We start from the raw sequence: 18,731 nt of genomic DNA, 5'->3' as shown, positions 1-18,731 counted from the left end.
TCAGATCAAACTACCCAACTGGAAGATCGGCAGGTACATCGCCACCACCAGGCCGCCTACCAGCACGCCCAGGATCAGCACGATGGCTGGCTCCAGCAAGCTGGTCAACTGGTCCAATGCCTGGCTGACCTGTTCCTCATAATGGCTGGCGGCTTTCGCCAGCATCTGGTCCAGCGTGCCGCTGGATTCACCAATGGCCGTAAGTTGCACCAGCAACGGCGGGAACAATGGCTCGGCCGCCATCGCCTGGTTCAGCCCCTGCCCATTGGCCATGCCTTGGCGTAGCCGCAAGATTGCGTGCTCATGGGGCATGTCGCCAGCCGTTTTTGCTACAGTCCCCAGCGCATCCAGCAACGGCACCCCGGCGGCATAGGCTGTGGCCAAGCTGCGGGCAAACCGCGCCAACGCCGCCTGGCCCAACAGTGGTCCGAACACCGGTGTGCGCAGCACTTGCTGAGATATCCACAAGCGCGCTTGGTCGTTCTTTGTATAAACTCGCCTCACCCCCAGCGCCCCCAGAATTGTGGATAACAACAGCGCTGGCGCAAACCGTGACACCCCTGTGGACAAGTCGATCACCCATTGCGTAAACGCTGGCAGTGCCGTGTCGAACCCCGCAAACAAACTTTCAAAACGCGGGATCACCTCCAGCAACAAAACTGTCGAAACCCCCAGGCCCGTCAGCAACAGCAGCAACGGGTAAAGCATCGCCTTGCGCACCCGCTTCAACAGTACCTGGCGTTGCTCCTGCATCCCCGCCAACTGCTCCAGCTGCCGGTCCAGCGTGCCGGACTGCTCCCCCACCCGCACAAGGTTGCAGAACAGCCCATCAAACCAGGCCGGGTGCCGTTGCAGTGCATCCGCAACGCCAAACCCCGCCGCTACATCCTGCTTCAACTTCTCCAGCAGCGCCGCTTGCCCCGCACTGCACCCACTACGGCCCATCACATCAAACGCCTGCAGCAACGGCACACCTGCTTTTAGCAAGGTTGCCAATTGCCGGCTGAAACCCGCCGTATCAGTTTTCTCCCGCCTTTTTGGCAAACGCCATTCCCGTGCACCCGCCGGCCGCAAACTGGCTACCCGAATACCTTGGCGCTGTAGCCCGGCCCGCACATAGGCCGAGCTGCGCCCGGCCATTTGCCCGCTGACCGCCGCGCCGCTGGCGTCGGTGCCTTGCCAGGTATAGAGGTGTGTTGAAGGGGTCATGTAAAAGTCCTTTTTTACCCATGCGACAAGCCTGGAAACAGCTTGCCCAGTCCATTGAGGGGCGCGTGTCCGTGATGCTCACTAGAGTAGTTCAGCGAAGATGACGCCCAGGCGGGCAGGGGTGACAAAAGGTGTCTGTTCAGGCCTACTGCGCCGCTGCCAGCCCCGGCTGAGAAAGACCTCAACGAAATAGGAAGCACGTTCATGAAAGGGCAACGGGGTATTACCCTGATCGAACTGATGATCGTCGTGGCGATCATCGGCATTTTGGCGACCATCGCCATCCCGATGTACACCAACCACCAGTCCCGCACCAAAGCTGCTGCCGGGTTGCTGGAAATTTCCGCACTGAAAACCGCGATGGATTTGCGGTTGAACGAAGGCAAGGATGTGAACAAGGTTACCGAGCTGGGCGGGCAAGAGGCCACGAACCATTGCGCCATTGCCGTGAGCAGCAAGGCGGCAGAGGGCAGTGGCTCTATTGCGTGCACCTTGGTGGATGCGCCGGCCAATGTGGTGGGCAAACACGTGACGCTGGTGCGCACGAAGGCGGGTTGGGGCTGCACCACCAACATCGAGGAAGACCTGGCGCCGAAGGGCTGCACGCCAGGGCAATAAGTCAGGGGAAACAGGGGTTTGCGTAACGGGTGCGGCAGTGGTACGTTGCGCTACACGCCGGTGTAGCTCAGTCGGTAGAGCAGCGCACTCGTAACGCGAAGGTCGCAGGTTCGATTCCTGTCTCCGGCACCACACATCAAGGCTTGCAGCGATGCAGGCCTTTTTTGTGCCTCGATGGCATGGCGTGCCTGATTGCTCGCTGTAACAAATTGCTCAAAGGGGCTGTTTGACCTTTCAAGGTAAATCTTCGAGAATCAGCACTGAGGACTGCAAACGCGCATTTTTGGGCATGGCTTGCCAGTAATTGGCCCCCCGAATCTGGCAGCAGTGAAACTGGCACTCACTGACGTAGGGACAGTCGATAGGCCCCACCATACGGCCGATGATTCGACTGGGTTCTGAACTGATGGATCTTGTATCCGGAAACTAAAGAATCGCTGCGACTACAGCCTCAGTTACACCCGAAGGCGACCCCGAAAGGGTCGCCTTTTCTTTTGCCCAATCGATCATGATTTCACCGACTTTGCTTCCTCGTGGGGTGGGCTGAGGTGTCCAGGTCACCACCGAGTAATGAAAGCCGAGCACACGGTCGCCCTCGCGAGGTTCCAGCGTCAGCGTCCCGTCAACTGTTCTCAGCAATGTAATTCGCTTTTTTGCCGCTGAGGCATGATTGGCGTCGTGGTAAATCTCGGTGCCCAGTGCGATGAGCGAGGCGATGAAAGCCGCCAGGTGATCCGGGTTTTTGATCCCCCTTTTGCGTAGAAACGCTTTCTTCCCGTGCCAGATATGCAGAATGCCATGACCGCTGGCCTGGCCACCTTTGCCTTGGCGATGCTGACCGACTTTGACATAAACCCTGCCCTCTGCGAGGTTGAGGTTCATCGCAGAGATGGGAGGGATCACGCCAAAGACGACGCCGCCGGTGGGGTGCTCTACCAGTTCGGCAGGTTTCATCTTGAAAATGGGGGAGGGGGTAGTGACCACGGCGGCTCCTTTGCAGGCCGCTATGGTAAAAAAATCGCGGGATGTGTTCTTTGCAGAACGTTTGCTGCGTGTTTCCCTGCGTGAGGTGAGTCGCAGGTGCCACACTGAACTGGCATACCGCTCCCATTCGAGTTCTGGTTACGGCATTTTTAAGATAATGACTTTCCGCTGTTTGCCTTTCGCCCAATGTTTTCGGGGGATTTTCCGGAATTTTTCCAGATAGTGTCTTTACCTGTTTGAGTTAATTTCTGGAAGGCCAAGACTTTTTCATCACGGTGAGCGGCAGTGAGTCATACCAGAGAAATTCAATGAACCGCGAAGCCTAGAGCGAGGCGCGGTGCTCGCCTCCCCTTGTAGGAGCGGCCTTGTGTCGCGAAAGGGCCGCAAAGCGGCCCCGGCAATCCCTGCACCACCGCTGAACGCCCTGTGCAATCATCCCCTGCTCGTTTGCTTCGAGACAGATGCCCCCTCAACCGCCCTTGCACGCCGCGAACACAAGCGAAGCCTGTGGAATCCAACACGTATTCCATCCAAGCGTAATCCTGCCTGTACCACCGTAGCGCCGATACAGGCAGATCAATCGCTCATGACTTATCTGGTGCTGGGGTGACAAGGCGTTGCGGGAGCATGGGTTCATCCCGAAGCCTCTCGACAACCTGTGAAGACGCACAGGTAATCGTGATGGCTAAGCGTCCTTGCCGGGGTGCCGGCCCGATCGGAAAGGGCCCATGGCGGCCCCAGCACCCAATCACATCCACGATAGGCTGGCGCAATCCCTGTAGGAGCGGATTTATCCGCGATCACGAGCGAAGCCCGTGCCACCAAACTGCCTTTGCGACCAAGCTTCAACCCAGCCCGCGCAGATGCCAGGCGGATCAATCAAGCATGCCTTCAAAGTCTCCAGAACGAGCCGGCAGCGGAGTGAGCTATTCAGTTACAGGCTTGCGCGGCACAACGCCAATCTCTCAGCTCGCGATACCACCCTGATGCTTTCACTCTTTACTGGCGTTCAGCTTGCGCAGTTCATCATAGGTAGCAGACTGAACAAACCAGAAGCCCGAAACAATGCACCAAACCAAGCTGCCGACTACGAAAATGCCCAGGGCCGGTAGGAAGCCGCTGGTGAACATGGCGATGAAGGCGAACAGCCAAATCACGGCCAGGGAGACGTAGAGGACGGTGTTGTTGACGCTGATGACGAAGTCTTTCACAGGGCTTATTCCTTGCGGGTTTCGGTTATTACCCCTCCAGGGGCACGCCGATGCTATCACATGGCCTTTATTGGGGTTGTTGTGGTGCCGACCATGGTGAATGGGGCGAACCTATTAGGGCGGCTGCACACCTGCGGTGGTGCTTTAGGCTCTGTACGAAAAGAGATGTCGCAAACATCGCATGGAACAAGCCAGCGAGACCATGGCGGCATAGCTTTTTGCGAGCTTGTCGAAGCGTGTCACGATCCGGCGGTTCTCTTTCAGCCAGCCGAACATGCGTTCGATGATGTTGCGCTGTCGATACTTGGGGCGGTCAAACAGCCTGGGTAAGCCAGGCTTGGGCTTGCGCTTCATCGAACGCATCGGAATGACGGGTTGCATTCGATATTGGTCGCAGTAGCGGCGCAGCGCTTCGGCGTCGTAGCCCTTGTCGGCAAGCAACCACTTGCAGCGTTTACGCGGGCGGCCTCGTTGGCTCGATGGAATGCTGACTTCGTCCAGCAGAGGTTGCGCGTAGCTGATGTCACTGGCTTGGCCGCCAGAGAGGAGGAAGCGCAACGGTGTCCCGTTGGCGTCGCAGAGCATGTGAATCTTGGTTGTCAGGCCACCGCGACTGCGGCCTAGAGCGTGATCGGCAGGCTCGTCAGGCCCCCTTTTTTCCCGGCGCCAGAAGAGGCTCGGGTTGCGCGTACTGCGGTTGAGTCGATCATCCAGGTTTGCAAATCAATCAAGCCTTGCTCATTCAGTCTCAGGTGCAAGCGTTTGAGCATCTGATCGAATGTGCCCTGGTTTCGCCAGCCCCGGAACCGTTGATACACCGTTGACCAAGGGCCAAAGCGTTCCGGCATATCTCGCCACGCTGCACCCGAACAAAGTACCCAAAGCACGCCATCGAGCATCAGACGGTCGCTCAGGCGGGGCCGCCCCCGGCAATGGGTTTCTGTGAAGAGATCGGCGACCACAGTCCAAGCCTCATCCGAGAGTTCGTAACGCTTTGCCATCACAGAATTCCTTTCCGTAGATGGCCGGGAACCCTACAGAAATTCAGCGTCCGAAGGGTGGCGATTGGGTTTCTCGGGATTTCGTACAGAGCCTAAGGCTGGGGACTCGCGCGATCCTCTTTCCAGTGATTTACGTTCGTTACATCTGCGGGTCTCGTGCGCCTGATAAATCGTAATGCGCTGCCCTGAAGCAAGCCATCCGCTTGGCCGAATATTGCGCCAACCTGTGCCCGTCTTTTTTTCTGGAAAGAGACGGGCACTTCTACCACTGCTGCAGCCCTCATCGCACATGGCTGTGCGGCAATTCCCCTCGTGACAATCGGCGTGACAAACGCCGATGTCACCAGCAACAGCGCTGTAGATGATGGTGCCGCAGACCAGGGAATGGACTGCACCTGACTGACAGTCAGGCATGCCCCGGTCATCGCATTGCTGCTTGCACTTGGCTCAGGATCTTCAGGCACTGGTCTCGTCAGCCAATGCTGCCTCCACCCGCCCACCGGTAACGGTGCTCAGGAGGCCAGATCATGAGATGCCCTTGCTCCCGGTCGTAAGGAGCCGCCAGTCCCGCGTAGTGGACATTCCCCACAGGTCGCAGGGGCCTTGATCCCTGATAACACTCAACATTCTTGGCGGGATGACGTGGGGCGAGGACCGGAAGTCGGCGGATGGGGTGACCGACATGGCATTGGTGGGCGAACCACTGCAAGGCTTGAAACCAACTTGATGTTGGATGAACATGCACTCGCGCGCATTGAGCCGCTTACCGGAACACGTCGTGGACGAATTATGTCGAGCATGGATAAATTGGCAGAGGCTTTGCGCCTCAAGCGAGAACAGGACGCGGCCGCCAGTGCACCCGCTAATGAGCAGGCACAGCAGTGGGCTCAAGCGCTCATTGCTCTCTTCGATCAACTGGAAAGCTGGATTAGCCCACTGGTTGAGGCAGGGGTTGTGAAGATTACCCGCCATTCTGCGCTTAAGCAGGAGAGCCCTAACCCTGGCGTTTCTGTGAGCTATCAGGCGCCGATGCTGATTCTGGAGATCAACCGCAAAACAGCTGTGGTGCAAAATATTGGCTTGTTTGTGTCAGGTACGGATGGCCGTGTCGGATTGATCGGCGACGATAAGCGCTTCTTGATCAGCCGATCTCTGCATCCGACTGAGAGCTGGAGCATTGCTACGTACCTCAATATTTTTGACAACGTTCCATCTTCTGAGCGGCCGCTAAGCGAAGAATCGTTGGCAGAGGCGCTTGCCCACTACCTGTAAGTCTTCGCTTTTGATTGCTGAAAATCCGACGCCCAGGTGTACCTACCGATGCCCCGCTACCAAGCGGGGTTTTCTTTGACATCAGCTTAGAGGCGCCCCTGAAAGCTCCAGTAAGGAGCAAAAGTTTGCCGCCAGCTCACACCGGGGGGGACGCTTCACCAGGACGAGTGCGATCTGTGCATGGTCTTTGTCGGATAGTTCGGGATAGAAGGGGAGGCGCCTAGTGAAATTTGAAGACGCCCTAGGAGGCAGATTTGGAATCTGAATCTGGTCAATTGATTACTATCGGGGATGAATAATATGTATCGCAAAACAACATTACTTCATGACCACTTCTGTGCGCGGCTTCGAGGTCTCCTTCAATGTAATTAGCCCCGTCGAGTTCTTTATGGATATTTTCCGGGGCGCATCCGCCGATGAACAATTGCATCATGTCTCTGACTTGTTTAGACCAACAAAAGCGATAGTCGCCAACGGGAATTATCCTACCGACATGCAATGGAGAGTCTGCATATGCTAAAGCCACATTTAGGTCTGAAGTGACAAAAACTGATTGACTTCGGTAGGCGATTCCGAAATTGGTAGTAAACCATTCATCCGCTGACGAGTGAATTTCGGGCTTTATATCCCTTGCGCGTCGATCCTTGCGCGTAAAGTGCAGCTTGGGGCTTGATAAATCATGCCTTGCGCTGAATCCTCTGTAAAAAGGAAGTTCCTCAAATGTCGACATTTAGAATTCTCGTTTTTTACTTGTTGTTCGTGGATATGTCCGATCATCTAGTTCGTAACGAGCTTTTCTTTCGTCCAGTAAGTCTAAAGCCTCAAATAAAAGCGATCTGATTTTTTTGGAATCGTATTTTGTCTGATAAATTTCAGGTTTCTTATCTTTAGATTCTGAGTCGGCAAAAGTTAACTCAACTTCCACGCCGGGCATTAGGGAGACTCTAATTAGTCTTTTGTGTCGAGGTTTTATGACAGATGCTTTCAGTGTCAGTCGTGATAGTATTTCAAGCTCGTCAATTGATATGTCGCTAGATGGTCTCGCTTCGAAGTCAATTGGAGAAATCAAATCACGTGCTACTTTTACGCATGACCCAAAAGCGATAGTTTTCATGTCGAACTCATGCGACAGGAAGGCAAAAATTGAATACCAAAATACAATGTCTGGGAAGGTACTGATTTTGCTTCTTAAGACTTCTGCGTGATTTAAAGAGCCTGGAAGTATTTTGTTGCAGTAATAGGCGATGCATGCTGACTTCAACTTATTGGATAAGTTGGTTTGCTCTATGGTAGATGCCAGTGAATTAAATCCAGTAATTCTGTTGTTGAACGGGCCCGATATGACGGCAGCCTCAGAGCCTATGTCAAAACTTTCAATAAATTTCTCGCTGAGTTGACGGTCAGTGATAGCTCCACAAATGAAAGCAACAAGGGAGTCATTGAGATCTGTAAAGTCAGGAGATATTTTCTTAACAGGCTTGGTAACCTTATTTGACAAGCTTAAGAAGTCATGGGCCAAATCTACCGACGGAAAGCTTATGTCGTTTTTCAAGATTGTGTGAGCAAGTACCAGTTTTTTTGCTATGCACTCAGGTTGCACCCATGGATAAAGAATGTTTGTGCGTGCCATTGTAAATGTGGCGGATTGTGTACAAGTGGCGTAATTAATTACGCCTGAGCTGAGCGTCTTGTTTTCACGCAGTGCGCAGGATATGACCTCTCCGAGTACGCAAGCTAAGTATAGCTTTAACTTGTGCTCGCTCGGTTTGTTGGCTTTGTAGGCTTTCTTACTGCCTAAGAGCAAATTTTTGGCTGTTTGATTACTGCAAACATGAATGTATGAGGATACTGGAGAGATAGAAGAATGATACGTAGCGATGTCCGCGAAAAAAGTCTCCAGATCATCATTGTTTGGAACGACAAAGATTGGAAGTTGAAGCAGGTCTGGGTCTTTGTTTTCAAAGCACTGATGCTTTGTTGTTTTTAAAGGTACAGAATATTCGAATAGATCTTCTTTGATCCCCTTTTCGGAGTTGCCACTTTGGATGATTTCGTTTAAGTCCAGCCAGCTTTCAACAAGCATCTTCAAGCTCCAAATAAGGTGTCGAAGGTAGGATCTTCAGCGGGAGGTGACAAAACCCGAAGAGCGCTTTCTAGATACCCGGGGATATTACCAGAGTAGTATAGGCTTACTGAAGTTTTACCTCGAAGAATTCCAGTATAGGCTAGTCTCTTCTGCGTCGCACGCATCTGAGATAGCGATTCGCACCCTCCCATGTGCACAGATCTAAATTCCCAGCCTTTGCTAGAGTGGAGGGTCCAGACTATGATTCGGTCCTTATCTGAAACGTTGGATGCGGCTAGTGAGTTCTTAAACTCCGCAACTTGGTTTGCTTTAGGAAAGAAAACGCCGAGCTTTTCTCCAGGGTATAAAAGTAACTCATCACGAAGCTTTGAAATTATTTCGGCAATTTGAGATTGCAGATTGTCGCATTTCATTATGTGTACAGAAGATGGGCGGGCGGATTCATCATATTTGCACTCGCCCGTTATGTGTGGGTATGTTGTATGGTCTTTGTTTATGCCGTCGGCGACTTGGCATATATTGTGCCCGCTTCGGTAATGGTACTTTAGTTTGACGGTATTCCCGTCTACTAAACTTTCCATCAGGCCGGGGGTTTGTGCTACCCGATAAATCGACTGCCTGGAGTCAGCGGCGATAATTAGTCTTTCTGCTAGCGCTCTGAATATGAATAGTTCTGTATCGCTATAGTCTTGAGCCTCGTCAATTAATAGCGCCTCAAAAATGTTATGAATGTTATTGTCCGTTATGAATGACTTTAGAATGCCAGCAAGTAAAGTTCGATCCTCTTCGAAGTTTCCGGTGCTGTCACATTCCAAGCTGTACTCTGCAAGTAAGTCTCGGAACAGCTGCATGGCGGTGACGGCATAGTCGCCGGGTATGTTGTACTGAGCACACCCGTGCTGAAAGAATTCTTTCAGGCTAGCGGTGAATACTACTATCTTGAAATTGCTTATGTTCTTAAGTTTTAACCACTTTGATCTAAGTAGTAATATGTTGGTTTTTCCAGACCCAGCAGGACCAGTTAGTAAGAAACTTGCATCAGCGCCCATTCCTCCAACTGCTTTTTTCTGAAATTCATCTAAATCGCCTTCGCCTATCCAGAATGCACTCATCTTTCCTTGCTCCTTAAGCCACAGGCACTATCTTGTCCGCTACCGTGTACAGGGCCAGCTTGCATCGCTCAGAAATTTTCTCTACCGAGAAAACCTCTAGCCACAACCCTTTGAAGATCAACTCACCATTGACCATTGCGGAGATTGATGTCTCTATGCTCTGCTGGTTTGTACCAGGCAAGCTAAGGACGATGTGAAACTCGAGAGATTTATCAAAGTTGAGCCTCTCATCAATCTCGAAAACGTATTGAAGTAGATATTCTGTATCTGATGTACTTTTATGATTTCCGCTAAATCTAGGGAAGATTTTCTCTGAAATTAGAAATTGTCTGACTTCAATAAAAACTCTGCCTTGGATTTCCCACAGGGACTTTCTGAGAGCTATGCCGGAATCAATTGGGCTGATCTCTTTGTCAAGCACTTTCTTTTCGTCCGAGTGTATTTGCCTGAGCCTGATGGAACGTCGTAATTGCGAAAAGTCCGCCGACTCAGTCGGGCCTGAAAAACTAGACCAGTCAATGAGGGAAACTCTTTCTCGCCAATCTTTAACTAAACACGATTGTGCTAATTGTATTATCCAGTCTTCTGATGCTGTCTCTGAAAAAATCGGAGTCCTCCACCTTACCGAGTCATACAAACAGGCCCTCGGTTTATCGTGGCCATCAAATAAACATCGCCCTTCAACCATTTCATAAATGGTTGCGCCTATTTGATAAAAGGTAATTGCACGCCATGCATTGCTGTCAGAGCTCGCTTCGCGTCTCCAGACGAATTCTGGTGGGCTATAACGTAGAGACGCAACAAATTCATCACCGGAAAGTCGAGAGTCGCCAGCCTCGTCTTTAATGGAATCATAAACGATCCCCAAATCCAGCAAGCAAAGTGTAGTAAAATCATCATTGACAATGATATTAGCTGGTTTGATGTCGCGATGAACTAGGTTCTTAGTTTCTAGGAAGCAAGCCGCGCTTGCTAGCTGGGAGATGAGAGGAGCTATAGACGTAGGTGGGAATTTACCAATTACATTGTCTAAAGTTTGCCCAGGGACGAACTCCATGAAGAGATACATGGCCCCTGTTTCTTCGCAGAGGCCACCCTCAAAAACCTCTACAAGATTTGGGTGCTGTTTACTGCCCGATAAAGATATTTGCAGCTCCAACCTTTCCAGTTGCTCTTCTAGCCCATTTTTTTGTAGAGACTCTGGAAAAAATAGCTTTACAGCTCTAATTTCTTTATCTTTAGTAGCTAAGTATACAATTCCATCAGCTCCACGGCCCAGTTCTCTTGTCAGGGTCCATCCTTTAAAATCACCCCCAATCAGATTACGCACGTCTACCATAAAAGTCCCTTTCGCTAGCTAACAACTGCCAACCTACAAAAAGCAATTCCGGCTGAGTGCTTGAGTAAGCTTGAGCCAACCGATTAAGTAAGAAGAGTGCAATTTTCGATTATCTAGGTTTTTTTTGAGCGGTGCTAGCTTGGGGCCATCATTCTTTCTTCGTACGATGCGAATTTACATATAACACATTGAAAATTAAGGATTTTATTTCACGACAGTAAATCGGCATATGATTATTAATAGCTATTGATCATGTCATATTGATTGAATTTTGCAATCAGTTGTTGTGCATACATAATTTCTTCGCAGCTTCTCAGTTCTGCTATCGGCTATCCTTAAAAGGGTAGAAATTGAGATAATTATTCCTGTAATTACTGAATAGTAGATATATATCAAGTAGTCGCATGAAGCTTCGATTCCTGTCTCCGCAACAATCTTATTAAGACCCCCGTTTGGTCTTATCCAAAACGCTTCCAGCAGACTCGTGCAGGGAGCAACCCCGACGCACCTTTTTTAGAGATTAATGTCATTCAAGGGATACCCATCAGACTCTCCGGATTTTTAGCACTTAACGACTCAATCGAAGTCATTCGTGCTGAATTCAGAGAAATTTCCTACAAATTTAAAGCTTGCCCAGCATCCACAATGAGAATAAATTCCCCAAGTCGCGGCAAATTCCGCGACCGGGCGTAGGAACCCGTTGGTAAACTTGGCGCACGCACTAGGCGCCCCTGACCACAGCTGGCGCTTTTTTTGTGCCAGCCGTGCCCTGTCATGGCGGCTGTGTGTGGGCAGGCTTCGGCTTGGCCGGGTTTCCAAGTTTCCCGGTATTCCTACCCCGCACACAGCTGCCACCCAATCCCGTAGGAAGGATCGTGGCAGTTCCAACCAAAACTTGGAGCGTCATGCATGCCCACCATAAATCCTTTACGGATCCTCGCATCCGTTCTCCTCCGCCGCCGTCAACCGCCAGCCCCGGAGCCTCACCGTTTCTACCCCATCTGCACCGCCCCCCGGCCAAAGCCAACCCCAAGGCAGGTGCCCCATGACTGACCTTGAACGCCTCTCCACCATTCAAAGCTATGCCTGGACCCTCGAACTGCTTGGTGAAACGCTGGTCCAGCACGACGAGATGCTGGAATGCGAGCACAACCCTCGGCTGAGCTTTCGCAATACTGCCGGCATTCATCAGGCGATTCGCATCATCAGCCGCCTGGCCAGTGAGCAATGTGGAAAGCTGGGTGCGCTGAAGGGGGCTTCGGTCGAGGACGAGGCTTTGGTGTAAGTCGGGCGAGTTTTTGCATTTGTGCATTGTTGAGATAGGCATGCTTGGTGTGCCTATTAATGGTTTCAGATCGTATGAGGCTGCTTTGCAGCCTATCGCGGATGAATCCGCTCCTACACAAATCGTGCATGGCGGACAGTGGAGGTTGTCAGTCATACAAGCCGCGTTGCCGTTTCGCAGGCCAAGGAAACTTGCGAAAGCGACTGACTGGGGATAAATTGCCCCAGTCGCCGAAGCATCGGCGATGCGACCTTGGCCGGTCGGAATCGAAAGGCGCATCAGCGCCCAGTCTTCATCGCAGGCGCTTTTTTTGTGCCCGCGATGTCGCGCTATGGCAGTGGTGCGCGGGACACCTTCGGGTGTGCCGGGCCCCTTTCGTCCCGGTCGGCCAACCCGCGTACTGCTGCCACCACAACTTGCTTGGCCGCGAGCGGTGGCAGTTCCACAACGAAAGGAACTCATGCATGCCCACCATAAATCCCTTACGGATCCTCGCATCCGTTCTCCTCCGCCGCCGTCAACCGCCAGCCCCGGAGCCTCACCGTTTCTACCCCATCTGCACCGCCCCCCGCCCAAAGCCAACCCCAAGGCAGGTGCCCCATGACTGACCTTGAACACCTCTCCACCATTCAAAGCTACGCCTGGACCCTCGAACTGCTTGGTGAAGCGCTGGTCCAGCACGACGAGATGCTGGAATGCGAGCACAACCCTCGGCTGAGCTTTCGCAATACTGCCGGCATTCATCAGGCGATTCGCATCATCAGTCGGCTGGCCAGTGAGCAATGTGGAAAGCTGGGGGCGCTAAAGGGGGCTTCGGTCGAGGGCGAGGCCTTGGTGTAGCTCGGGCCAGTCGCTTGTAATTGTGCATTGCCTGGATAGGCATGCTTGGCGTGCCTATCAATCTCTTTTTGATTTGTGTTGGCTGGATTGGGGCTGCACTGCAGCTAATTGCCCACCCCCATTCATCCAAGCTACCATTGCTAATAATTCCTATTAGCACAATGGCCTCCCCCCATGAATGCCCCTCCCAGTGCTCCAGCTCCGGGTTTCGAACTGGAGGCACTCTACCGTGCCCACCACGGCTGGATCCGCCAGTGGCTGCAGCGCAAGCTCGGTAATGCCCATGATGCAGCGGAGCTGGCGCAGGATGTGTTTGTGCGGTTGCTGACCAAACCCCGCGCCTTCAATGACCACGAGCATGCCCGTGCGTACTTGGGGCGCATGTCGCGCAATGCCTGTGTGGATTTCTGGCGGCGGCGGCGGGTGGAACAGGCCTACCTGGAAGTGCTGGCAGCCCAGCCAGAGCACCTGGTGCCATCGCTGGAGCATCAGGCCGTCATCCTCGAAACGTTGGCGCAATTGCAGGCGATGTTCGAACGCATGCCCAAGCGGGTGGCCGAGGCGTTTTTCATGGCGCAGCTGCACGGCATGAAGCAACGCGAGATCGCCGAGCAACTGGGCGTGAGCGAGCGTAGCGTGAACACGTACCTGGCCCAGGCGATGTACCAGTGCTTGCTGCTGGAAGTGCAACTGGATGAAGCGTTGACATGAGCAGGGCACAACTCGACCATGCCGTGCTGCAAGCGGCTGCCGGGTGGTTTGCGCGGCTGTACGCAGCGAAGCATGACCCTGCTGTCAACGCACAATGGCGTGCCTGGCTGAACGAGGATGCGCGCCACCGCCTGGCCTGGTCCTATGTAGAAAACATCAACCAGCGTTTCGGTGCCCTCAACGGCCAAACAGAACAGGCGCGGCGGGTGTTCGACAGCGTGCGCCGTAGCCAGCAATCGCGCCGTACCGTGCTTGGCAGCCTCTGCGTGGCAGGTGCAGCAGGGCTGTTGGGGTGGGGCAGCTGGCAGCGGGGTTGGGTGGACTCGCCACGGGCCTGGTTTGCCACTTACCGCACCGGTTTGGGCGAAGTGCGGCCGCTCACTCTGGCCGATGGGAGCCAGCTGTGGCTGAACGGCCAAACGGCGCTGGATGTGCAGTTTGATGAGGGCGTGCGGCAGATTCGCCTGTATCACGGTGAAATCCTGATTCAAACCGGCAAAGACCATCGGCCCTTGGCCGTGGTGACGCGGGCAGGCCGCATGCAACCGCTTGGCACGCGCTTCAGCGTGCGGGATCAGGGTTTGGAAACGACCTTGAGCGTGTTCGAGGGCGCCGTGCAGGCAACCTGTTCCGACAGTGGTTTGCAAACCACACTGGGCGCCGGGCAAATGCTGGTTTTCGATGAGCATCAGGCCAGCACATCCGCGGCTGCACAAGCCTTGCGCCAGGACTGGAGCCGTGGAGTGCTGGTTGCAGAAGACATGCCGTTGGGCCAAGTGATCGACGTGCTGCGCGACTACCGCCATGGGCACCTGGGCATCGACCCTTCGCTGAACAGCTTGCGTGCGGTAGGTACCTTCCCGTTGCTGGACACGGACCGAACCTTGGCAATGCTTGAGCGTTCGCTGCCCATTCGGGTAGTGCGCACCTTGCCTTGGTGGGTCTCCGTCGAGCCGAACTGAAACAAATCAAAATTCTTTTTCTGGTTTTGAGATGCTCATGCGCTTGGTGGGATGACGCTACTTCATCCTACTTCCGGAAGGACCCCTTCATGCTGCTCCGCGACTCTGCTTCCTCGCGCCATCACCCGTTGGCGCTGGCCATTCTCCTTGCCCTTGGCTGCCACACTGCTGCCGCCCAGGCCGACAGTAACGGCGCAGTGGCACAAGGGGTGGTGTATGACATTCCGGCCGGGCCGTTGGCGCGGCAACTGAACCTGCTGGCCAGCCAGGCCGGCTTGTTGATTGGCGGTGATGCCACGCTCACCACCAACAAGCAGAGCCAAGCGGTGCACGCTACCAGTGTGGAGCAGGCGCTGGCACAGATACTGGCAGGCAGTGGTGTGCAAGCGGTGCGTACCGGCGAGCGGGAATTCCAGTTGGTGCGTCAGGCCCAAGACCCAGCGGGTGCAGTAACCCTGGGCAGCACCACCATCTCCGGTCAGGGCCTGGGCGATGTGACAGAGGGTACGGGGGCCTATGCCACGGGGCGTTCGTCCACCGCCACAAAGCTACCCATGAGCCTGCGCGAAACGCCACAGTCGGTCACGGTGGTCACCCGCCAGCGCATGGATGACCAGAACATGAAAAACCTCGATGACGTGATGCGCAATGCCACTGGCGTCACCATCATCAAGAACGGCGGCGAGCGCTCTCTGTATCAGGCCCGTGGGCAGACAGTCGAAAACCTGCAGATTGATGGTGTGCCGACCAACATCGGCAACCCGTACTCGATGGACACCATCTCTAAGCCCAACACCGACATCTACGACCGTGTGGAAGTGGTGCGCGGCGCCACCGGGCTCATGGAAGGCGCGGGTAACCCGTCGGCGTCCATCAACCTGATTCGCAAGCGGCCCACGGCCGAGCGCCAGGCGTTGATCGAGACCTCGGTCGGCTCGTGGGACGATTACAAGACCATGGTCGACCTGTCTGCACCGCTGAACGAAGCAGGCACCCTGCGCGGCCGTTCGGTCATTACCTACAACAATGCCAACAGCTACCTGGACACTGCCCAGAAAGAAAACCAGCTGATCTACGGCATTGTCGAAGCCGATCTGGATGAGTCGACCCTGGCCACCTTCGGTTTCACCTACCAGAAGGACCGCAACTCGGGTTATGACTGGTCGGGCCTGCCCAGCCAGGAGAGCGGCGCGTTCTACCCAATTTCGCGTTCTACCTCGCTGACCGGCGACTGGAACCACCTGGACAAGCGCAATACCACCGTGTTTGCCGATATCCAGCACACCTTCGCCAACGGCTGGAAGGGTGTGGTGGCGGTGAACCAGATGTGGGCCAAGTCGGACTTTCTGGGCAACTACACCTACCCTGGTGGCGGCACCGACCTGTTCACCCTCAACCCGCGCCATTTTCACTTCGATGACACTCAGACCAGCATCGACGGTTACTTCACCGGCCCGTTCCAGCTGCTGGGCCGCCAGCATGAGCTGATTGTTGGCGGCAACTGGAACAAGGACGACTTTGACTATCACGGCGGGCGCGATGCCACATACCGCTACATCGTCGATATGAACAACCTGGCCGCGTTCGACCCGCCCAGCCCGACCGCCCTCAACGTCAACCAGTGGCAATACAACCGCACCCAGGAGCAGAAGGGCGTATATGCGGCCAGCCGGTTCAGCCTTACCGATAGCACCACGCTCATCCTCGGCAGCCGCTGGAGCTGCTACAGCCACGATGCGCTGGACGACACCAATGGCGTGCGTGAGGCCACAGACCATAAGCACTTCTCCAAGAGTGGTGAAGTCACCCCTTATGCCGGCCTGGTGCAGGACCTGAACGAAAACTGGTCGGCCTACGCCAGCTACACCGAAATCTTCAAGCCGCAGAGTTCGCAGGACCCAGATGGCAACACGCTCCTGCCGATGACCGGCACCAACTACGAAATCGGTTTGAAGGGTGAGTTCCTGGACAAGCGCCTGCAAACTTCCGTGGCGTTGTTCCAGGCCGACCAGACAGGCCGTGCCGAACGGGTGACCTGTGCGCAGACCTTTGCCTGCTACCGAGCATCCGACAAGGTGCGCAACAAAGGTATCGAGCTGGAGCTGACAGGTGAGGTGCTGCCGGACTGGAACGTATCGGCGGGGTACACCTATACCCAGTCCAAGTACATCGGTGGTGAGCAGAAAGGCGAAGACTTCAACGGCGCCTCGCCCCGCCACCTGTTCAAGGTTGCGACCGACTACCGCCTGCCGGGTGCGCTCAATCAGCTGCGTGTGGGTGGCAGCTTCTATGCGCAAAGCAAGATGACCCAAACCGAAGTCGGCGAAGACTACAAGATCCAGCAGGACGCCTACCACCTGACCAACCTGCACGCGATCTACGAGATCAACAAAAACCTCGAAGTGCAGTACAACCTGGATAACGTGTTCGACAAGAAGTATTACCAGACCCTGGGCAACCCCAACTATTGGAACTTCTATGGCGAGCCGCGCAATTTCAACCTGGCGCTGCGGGCAAGGTTCTAACTGGCTAATACGCCGGCAAACTCATTGGCGGTGCTTTGTGGGAGCTTGGCATCAGTGGGGGCGTCGAACAGGGGCAGGTCCAGGTTGGGGAGGTTTTGCGGTGTTTTCTGAGTGAAGTCGATCATCAAATGGCTCCAATCCGGTCCAGCGCATGCTTGAGCTCTGCGGCGGCAATGGCGCTGTGGTTGAGGGCGAAGAAGGCGCTGAGGCGTTGCCGGATGTGAGCCACGGTGGCGTCGAAGGCGGCTTGCACTTCTTCATCACTGCCTTGAACGTCCGAAGGGTCGGGCAGGCCCCAGTGGCTCTTGACGGCGGGCCCGAAGTACACGGGGCAGGGCTCGCCGTTGGCGTTGTCGCACACGGTGATCACGATGTCTGGCGGGTCGTTCTGGAAGCTGTCGGAGCCTTTGCTGTAGAGCCTGGATGTTTCCACGCCAAGGCTTTGCAAGGTGCTGATGGCACATGGGTTCAGGCGGCCGCTTGGGTGGCTGCCGGAACTCACGGCAATCATCCCCTCGGGTGCCATTTGGTTGAACAAGCCTTCGGACAACACGCTGCGGCAGCTGTTGGCGGTGCACATGAACAGTACTTTCATTGGGGGCTCCTGGAGTGCGGGCGAGTGGAGGCGTTTCAACAGCACGCCACTTGGCGAACGGGGCGGCCTTCCATGGCGGCAAGGCGAACCTTGTCGCCTTCCAGCCAGTCGCGATGCGCTTCCAGGGTCACCTGGAGCACGCCGTTGACCCACTCGGGCAGTTGAGGGTGAAGGCGGTAGTAAATCCACTGGCCTTGGCGTCGGTCTTCCAGCAGGCCGCTCGTCCGCAGTTGGGCGAGGTGGCGGGAGACTTTCGGCTGATTGTCATCCAGCGCCCAGATGAGTTCGCATACGCACAGTTCTCCTTCTGCAAACAGCATCAGCATGATCCGGGCTCGGGTTTCGTCGCCCAGGCATTTGAAAACTACGGGAGGAGAAAGGGGCATGGGCTGGCTTCGCATGTGTAAATTTGAATATACGGATTTGCGCATATATCAATGAAGTTTGTGAAGCGCTGGTTGTCGGCGTGGGATCCTTCCAGCCGGTACTGGCTGGGAACAAGGTTGTTTGACAGAATCGCGCGGTTGATAGCCATCTGATGGCTATTTGGGCTGGGGCCTTGGGGAGTGGTGGGCAGCGTGACAGACAACGAGTTGATTGAGCTCTCGGCCAAGTCCATTGGAATTGAGCTGGTTTACCAGGGTGGGGCGGCTGGCTATTACCGGGACTTCGGGGACTGTGTGGCATGGCTTGCGTGGGACCCTATCGTCGATGGGGCCGATGCGATGCGGTTGGTGGCTGTGCTTGGTTTGCAGCTGAAGGGTGACGTGGTGACCTGTGCCACAGGGCTGCATAGCTGTCAGGTTGAGCGGGGCGCTGATGCGGACTTGGCAACAATGAACGTGTGCCGGGCAATTGCCGGCGTTGCGGCTGATATTGGCCGGGTGATGGATGTGGATAATTTGCGGGTGGCGGGGTAGGGCTGGGGCTGCTTTGCAGCCCATTCGCGGCTGAAGCCGCTCCTACCTCGACCGTGCAGGG

At 54.8% G+C, this 18,731-nt stretch carries 19 protein-coding genes and 1 tRNA gene; 9 read left to right on the top strand and 11 right to left on the bottom strand.

Annotation, left to right across the window (positions count from 1 at the left end; genetic code table 11):
• The gene (locus PVV54_RS22730; protein WP_274907387.1) at window positions 1-1,209 is read right to left on the bottom strand and encodes a type II secretion system F family protein; all 1,209 of its coding nucleotides are present in this window, start codon (window positions 1,207-1,209) and stop codon (window positions 1-3) included.
• A gap of 204 nt (window positions 1,210-1,413) precedes the next feature.
• Here PVV54_RS22730 and PVV54_RS22725 point away from each other — a divergent pair, with 204 nt between their 5' ends.
• Together PVV54_RS22725 and PVV54_RS22720 are read left to right on the top strand one after the other, a co-directional pair.
• Complete coding sequence (locus PVV54_RS22725; protein ID WP_274907386.1) at window positions 1,414-1,827, top strand: pilin; 414 nt, start codon at window positions 1,414-1,416, stop codon at window positions 1,825-1,827.
• A gap of 56 nt (window positions 1,828-1,883) precedes the next feature.
• Window positions 1,884-1,959: transfer RNA gene (locus PVV54_RS22720), tRNA-Thr, on the top strand.
• A gap of 294 nt (window positions 1,960-2,253) precedes the next feature.
• On the opposite strand, the gene PVV54_RS22715 is transcribed toward PVV54_RS22720, so the two are convergent.
• The 3 genes from PVV54_RS22715 to PVV54_RS22705 form a co-directional block, all read right to left on the bottom strand.
• Window positions 2,254-2,811, bottom strand: a complete 558-nt coding sequence (locus tag PVV54_RS22715) for a hypothetical protein (RefSeq protein ID WP_274907385.1) — start codon at window positions 2,809-2,811, stop codon at window positions 2,254-2,256.
• Window positions 2,812-3,803: 992 nt separating this feature from the next.
• Entirely contained in the window at window positions 3,804-4,022 is a 219-nt protein-coding gene (locus tag PVV54_RS22710) for a hypothetical protein (protein WP_274907384.1), read from the bottom strand.
• A 144-nt stretch (window positions 4,023-4,166) separates the two neighbouring features.
• Window positions 4,167-5,023 (bottom strand): IS5 family transposase gene (locus tag PVV54_RS22705; protein ID WP_274907383.1). Its coding sequence is split into 2 segments (ribosomal slippage): window positions 4,167-4,679 and window positions 4,682-5,023, totalling 855 coding nucleotides; the frame shifts between segments, so codons are not numbered across the junction.
• A 726-nt stretch (window positions 5,024-5,749) separates the two neighbouring features.
• On the opposite strand from PVV54_RS22705, the gene PVV54_RS22700 reads away from it, so the two are divergent.
• The gene (locus tag PVV54_RS22700; RefSeq protein ID WP_274907382.1) at window positions 5,750-6,295 is read left to right on the top strand and encodes a hypothetical protein; all 546 of its coding nucleotides are present in this window, start codon (window positions 5,750-5,752) and stop codon (window positions 6,293-6,295) included.
• A 271-nt stretch (window positions 6,296-6,566) separates the two neighbouring features.
• Here the strand turns inward: PVV54_RS22700 and PVV54_RS22695 are convergent, their stop codons facing one another.
• The 4 genes from PVV54_RS22695 to PVV54_RS22680 are packed head-to-tail and all read right to left on the bottom strand — an operon-like array spanning window position 6,567 to window position 10,832.
• Window positions 6,567-7,025, bottom strand: coding sequence for a hypothetical protein (locus PVV54_RS22695; RefSeq protein ID WP_274907381.1), 459 nt, complete (start codon window positions 7,023-7,025; stop codon window positions 6,567-6,569).
• Window positions 7,026-8,378: a hypothetical protein gene (locus PVV54_RS22690; RefSeq protein ID WP_274907380.1), complete on the bottom strand. Its 1,353-nt coding sequence runs from the start codon at window positions 8,376-8,378 to the stop codon at window positions 7,026-7,028.
• A gap of 2 nt (window positions 8,379-8,380) precedes the next feature.
• The gene (locus PVV54_RS22685; protein ID WP_274907379.1) at window positions 8,381-9,493 is read right to left on the bottom strand and encodes a UvrD-helicase domain-containing protein; all 1,113 of its coding nucleotides are present in this window, start codon (window positions 9,491-9,493) and stop codon (window positions 8,381-8,383) included.
• A gap of 13 nt (window positions 9,494-9,506) precedes the next feature.
• On the bottom strand, window positions 9,507-10,832 hold the full coding sequence (locus PVV54_RS22680; RefSeq protein WP_274907378.1) for a serine/threonine protein kinase: 1,326 nt from the start codon (window positions 10,830-10,832) through the stop codon (window positions 9,507-9,509).
• A gap of 1,045 nt (window positions 10,833-11,877) precedes the next feature.
• Here PVV54_RS22680 and PVV54_RS22675 point away from each other — a divergent pair.
• The 5 genes from PVV54_RS22675 to PVV54_RS22655 all read left to right on the top strand — a co-directional run bounded on the left by PVV54_RS22675 (window position 11,878) and on the right by PVV54_RS22655 (window position 17,155).
• Window positions 11,878-12,117 carry a hypothetical protein gene (locus tag PVV54_RS22675; protein WP_274907377.1) on the top strand — a complete coding sequence of 80 codons (240 nt, stop codon included), beginning with the start codon at window positions 11,878-11,880 and terminating at the stop codon, window positions 12,115-12,117.
• Between the two features lie 600 nt (window positions 12,118-12,717).
• Window positions 12,718-12,957, top strand: coding sequence for a hypothetical protein (locus tag PVV54_RS22670; RefSeq protein ID WP_274907376.1), 240 nt, complete (start codon window positions 12,718-12,720; stop codon window positions 12,955-12,957).
• A 174-nt stretch (window positions 12,958-13,131) separates the two neighbouring features.
• Window positions 13,132-13,668, top strand: a complete 537-nt coding sequence (locus PVV54_RS22665; protein ID WP_274907375.1) for a sigma-70 family RNA polymerase sigma factor — start codon at window positions 13,132-13,134, stop codon at window positions 13,666-13,668.
• Window positions 13,665-14,630 carry a FecR domain-containing protein gene (locus PVV54_RS22660; RefSeq protein ID WP_274907374.1) on the top strand — a complete coding sequence of 322 codons (966 nt, stop codon included), beginning with the start codon at window positions 13,665-13,667 and terminating at the stop codon, window positions 14,628-14,630. Before PVV54_RS22665 ends, PVV54_RS22660 begins: the two co-directional genes overlap by 4 nt.
• 89 nt (window positions 14,631-14,719) lie before the next feature.
• Entirely contained in the window at window positions 14,720-17,155 is a 2,436-nt protein-coding gene (locus PVV54_RS22655) for a TonB-dependent siderophore receptor (RefSeq protein WP_274907373.1), read from the top strand.
• Here the strand turns inward: PVV54_RS22655 and PVV54_RS22650 are convergent.
• From PVV54_RS22650 to PVV54_RS22640, 3 genes are read right to left on the bottom strand one after another with little or no spacing between them, the layout of a single operon-like run.
• A complete protein-coding gene (locus PVV54_RS22650) occupies window positions 17,152-17,280 on the bottom strand; it encodes a hypothetical protein (protein ID WP_274907372.1) in 129 nt (42 codons plus the stop codon). The two genes, PVV54_RS22655 and PVV54_RS22650, sit on opposite strands and share 4 nt — an antisense overlap.
• Window positions 17,280-17,750 carry an arsenate reductase ArsC gene (locus PVV54_RS22645; RefSeq protein WP_274907371.1) on the bottom strand — a complete coding sequence of 157 codons (471 nt, stop codon included), beginning with the start codon at window positions 17,748-17,750 and terminating at the stop codon, window positions 17,280-17,282. The genes PVV54_RS22650 and PVV54_RS22645 overlap by 1 nt, the downstream gene beginning before the upstream one ends.
• 35 nt (window positions 17,751-17,785) lie before the next feature.
• Complete coding sequence (locus tag PVV54_RS22640) at window positions 17,786-18,136, bottom strand: metalloregulator ArsR/SmtB family transcription factor (protein WP_274907370.1); 351 nt, start codon at window positions 18,134-18,136, stop codon at window positions 17,786-17,788.
• 192 nt (window positions 18,137-18,328) lie between these two features.
• Between PVV54_RS22640 and PVV54_RS22635 the strand changes: the two genes are divergently transcribed.
• The gene (locus tag PVV54_RS22635; RefSeq protein WP_274907369.1) at window positions 18,329-18,670 is read left to right on the top strand and encodes a hypothetical protein; all 342 of its coding nucleotides are present in this window, start codon (window positions 18,329-18,331) and stop codon (window positions 18,668-18,670) included.
• Window positions 18,671-18,731 lie beyond the last annotated feature (61 nt).

Origin of the sequence: Pseudomonas sp. PSKL.D1 (assembly GCF_028898945.1) — a bacterium.
Lineage (GTDB): Bacteria > Pseudomonadota > Gammaproteobacteria > Pseudomonadales > Pseudomonadaceae > Aquipseudomonas.
This window is presented reverse-complemented; position numbering and strand designations above follow the sequence as displayed.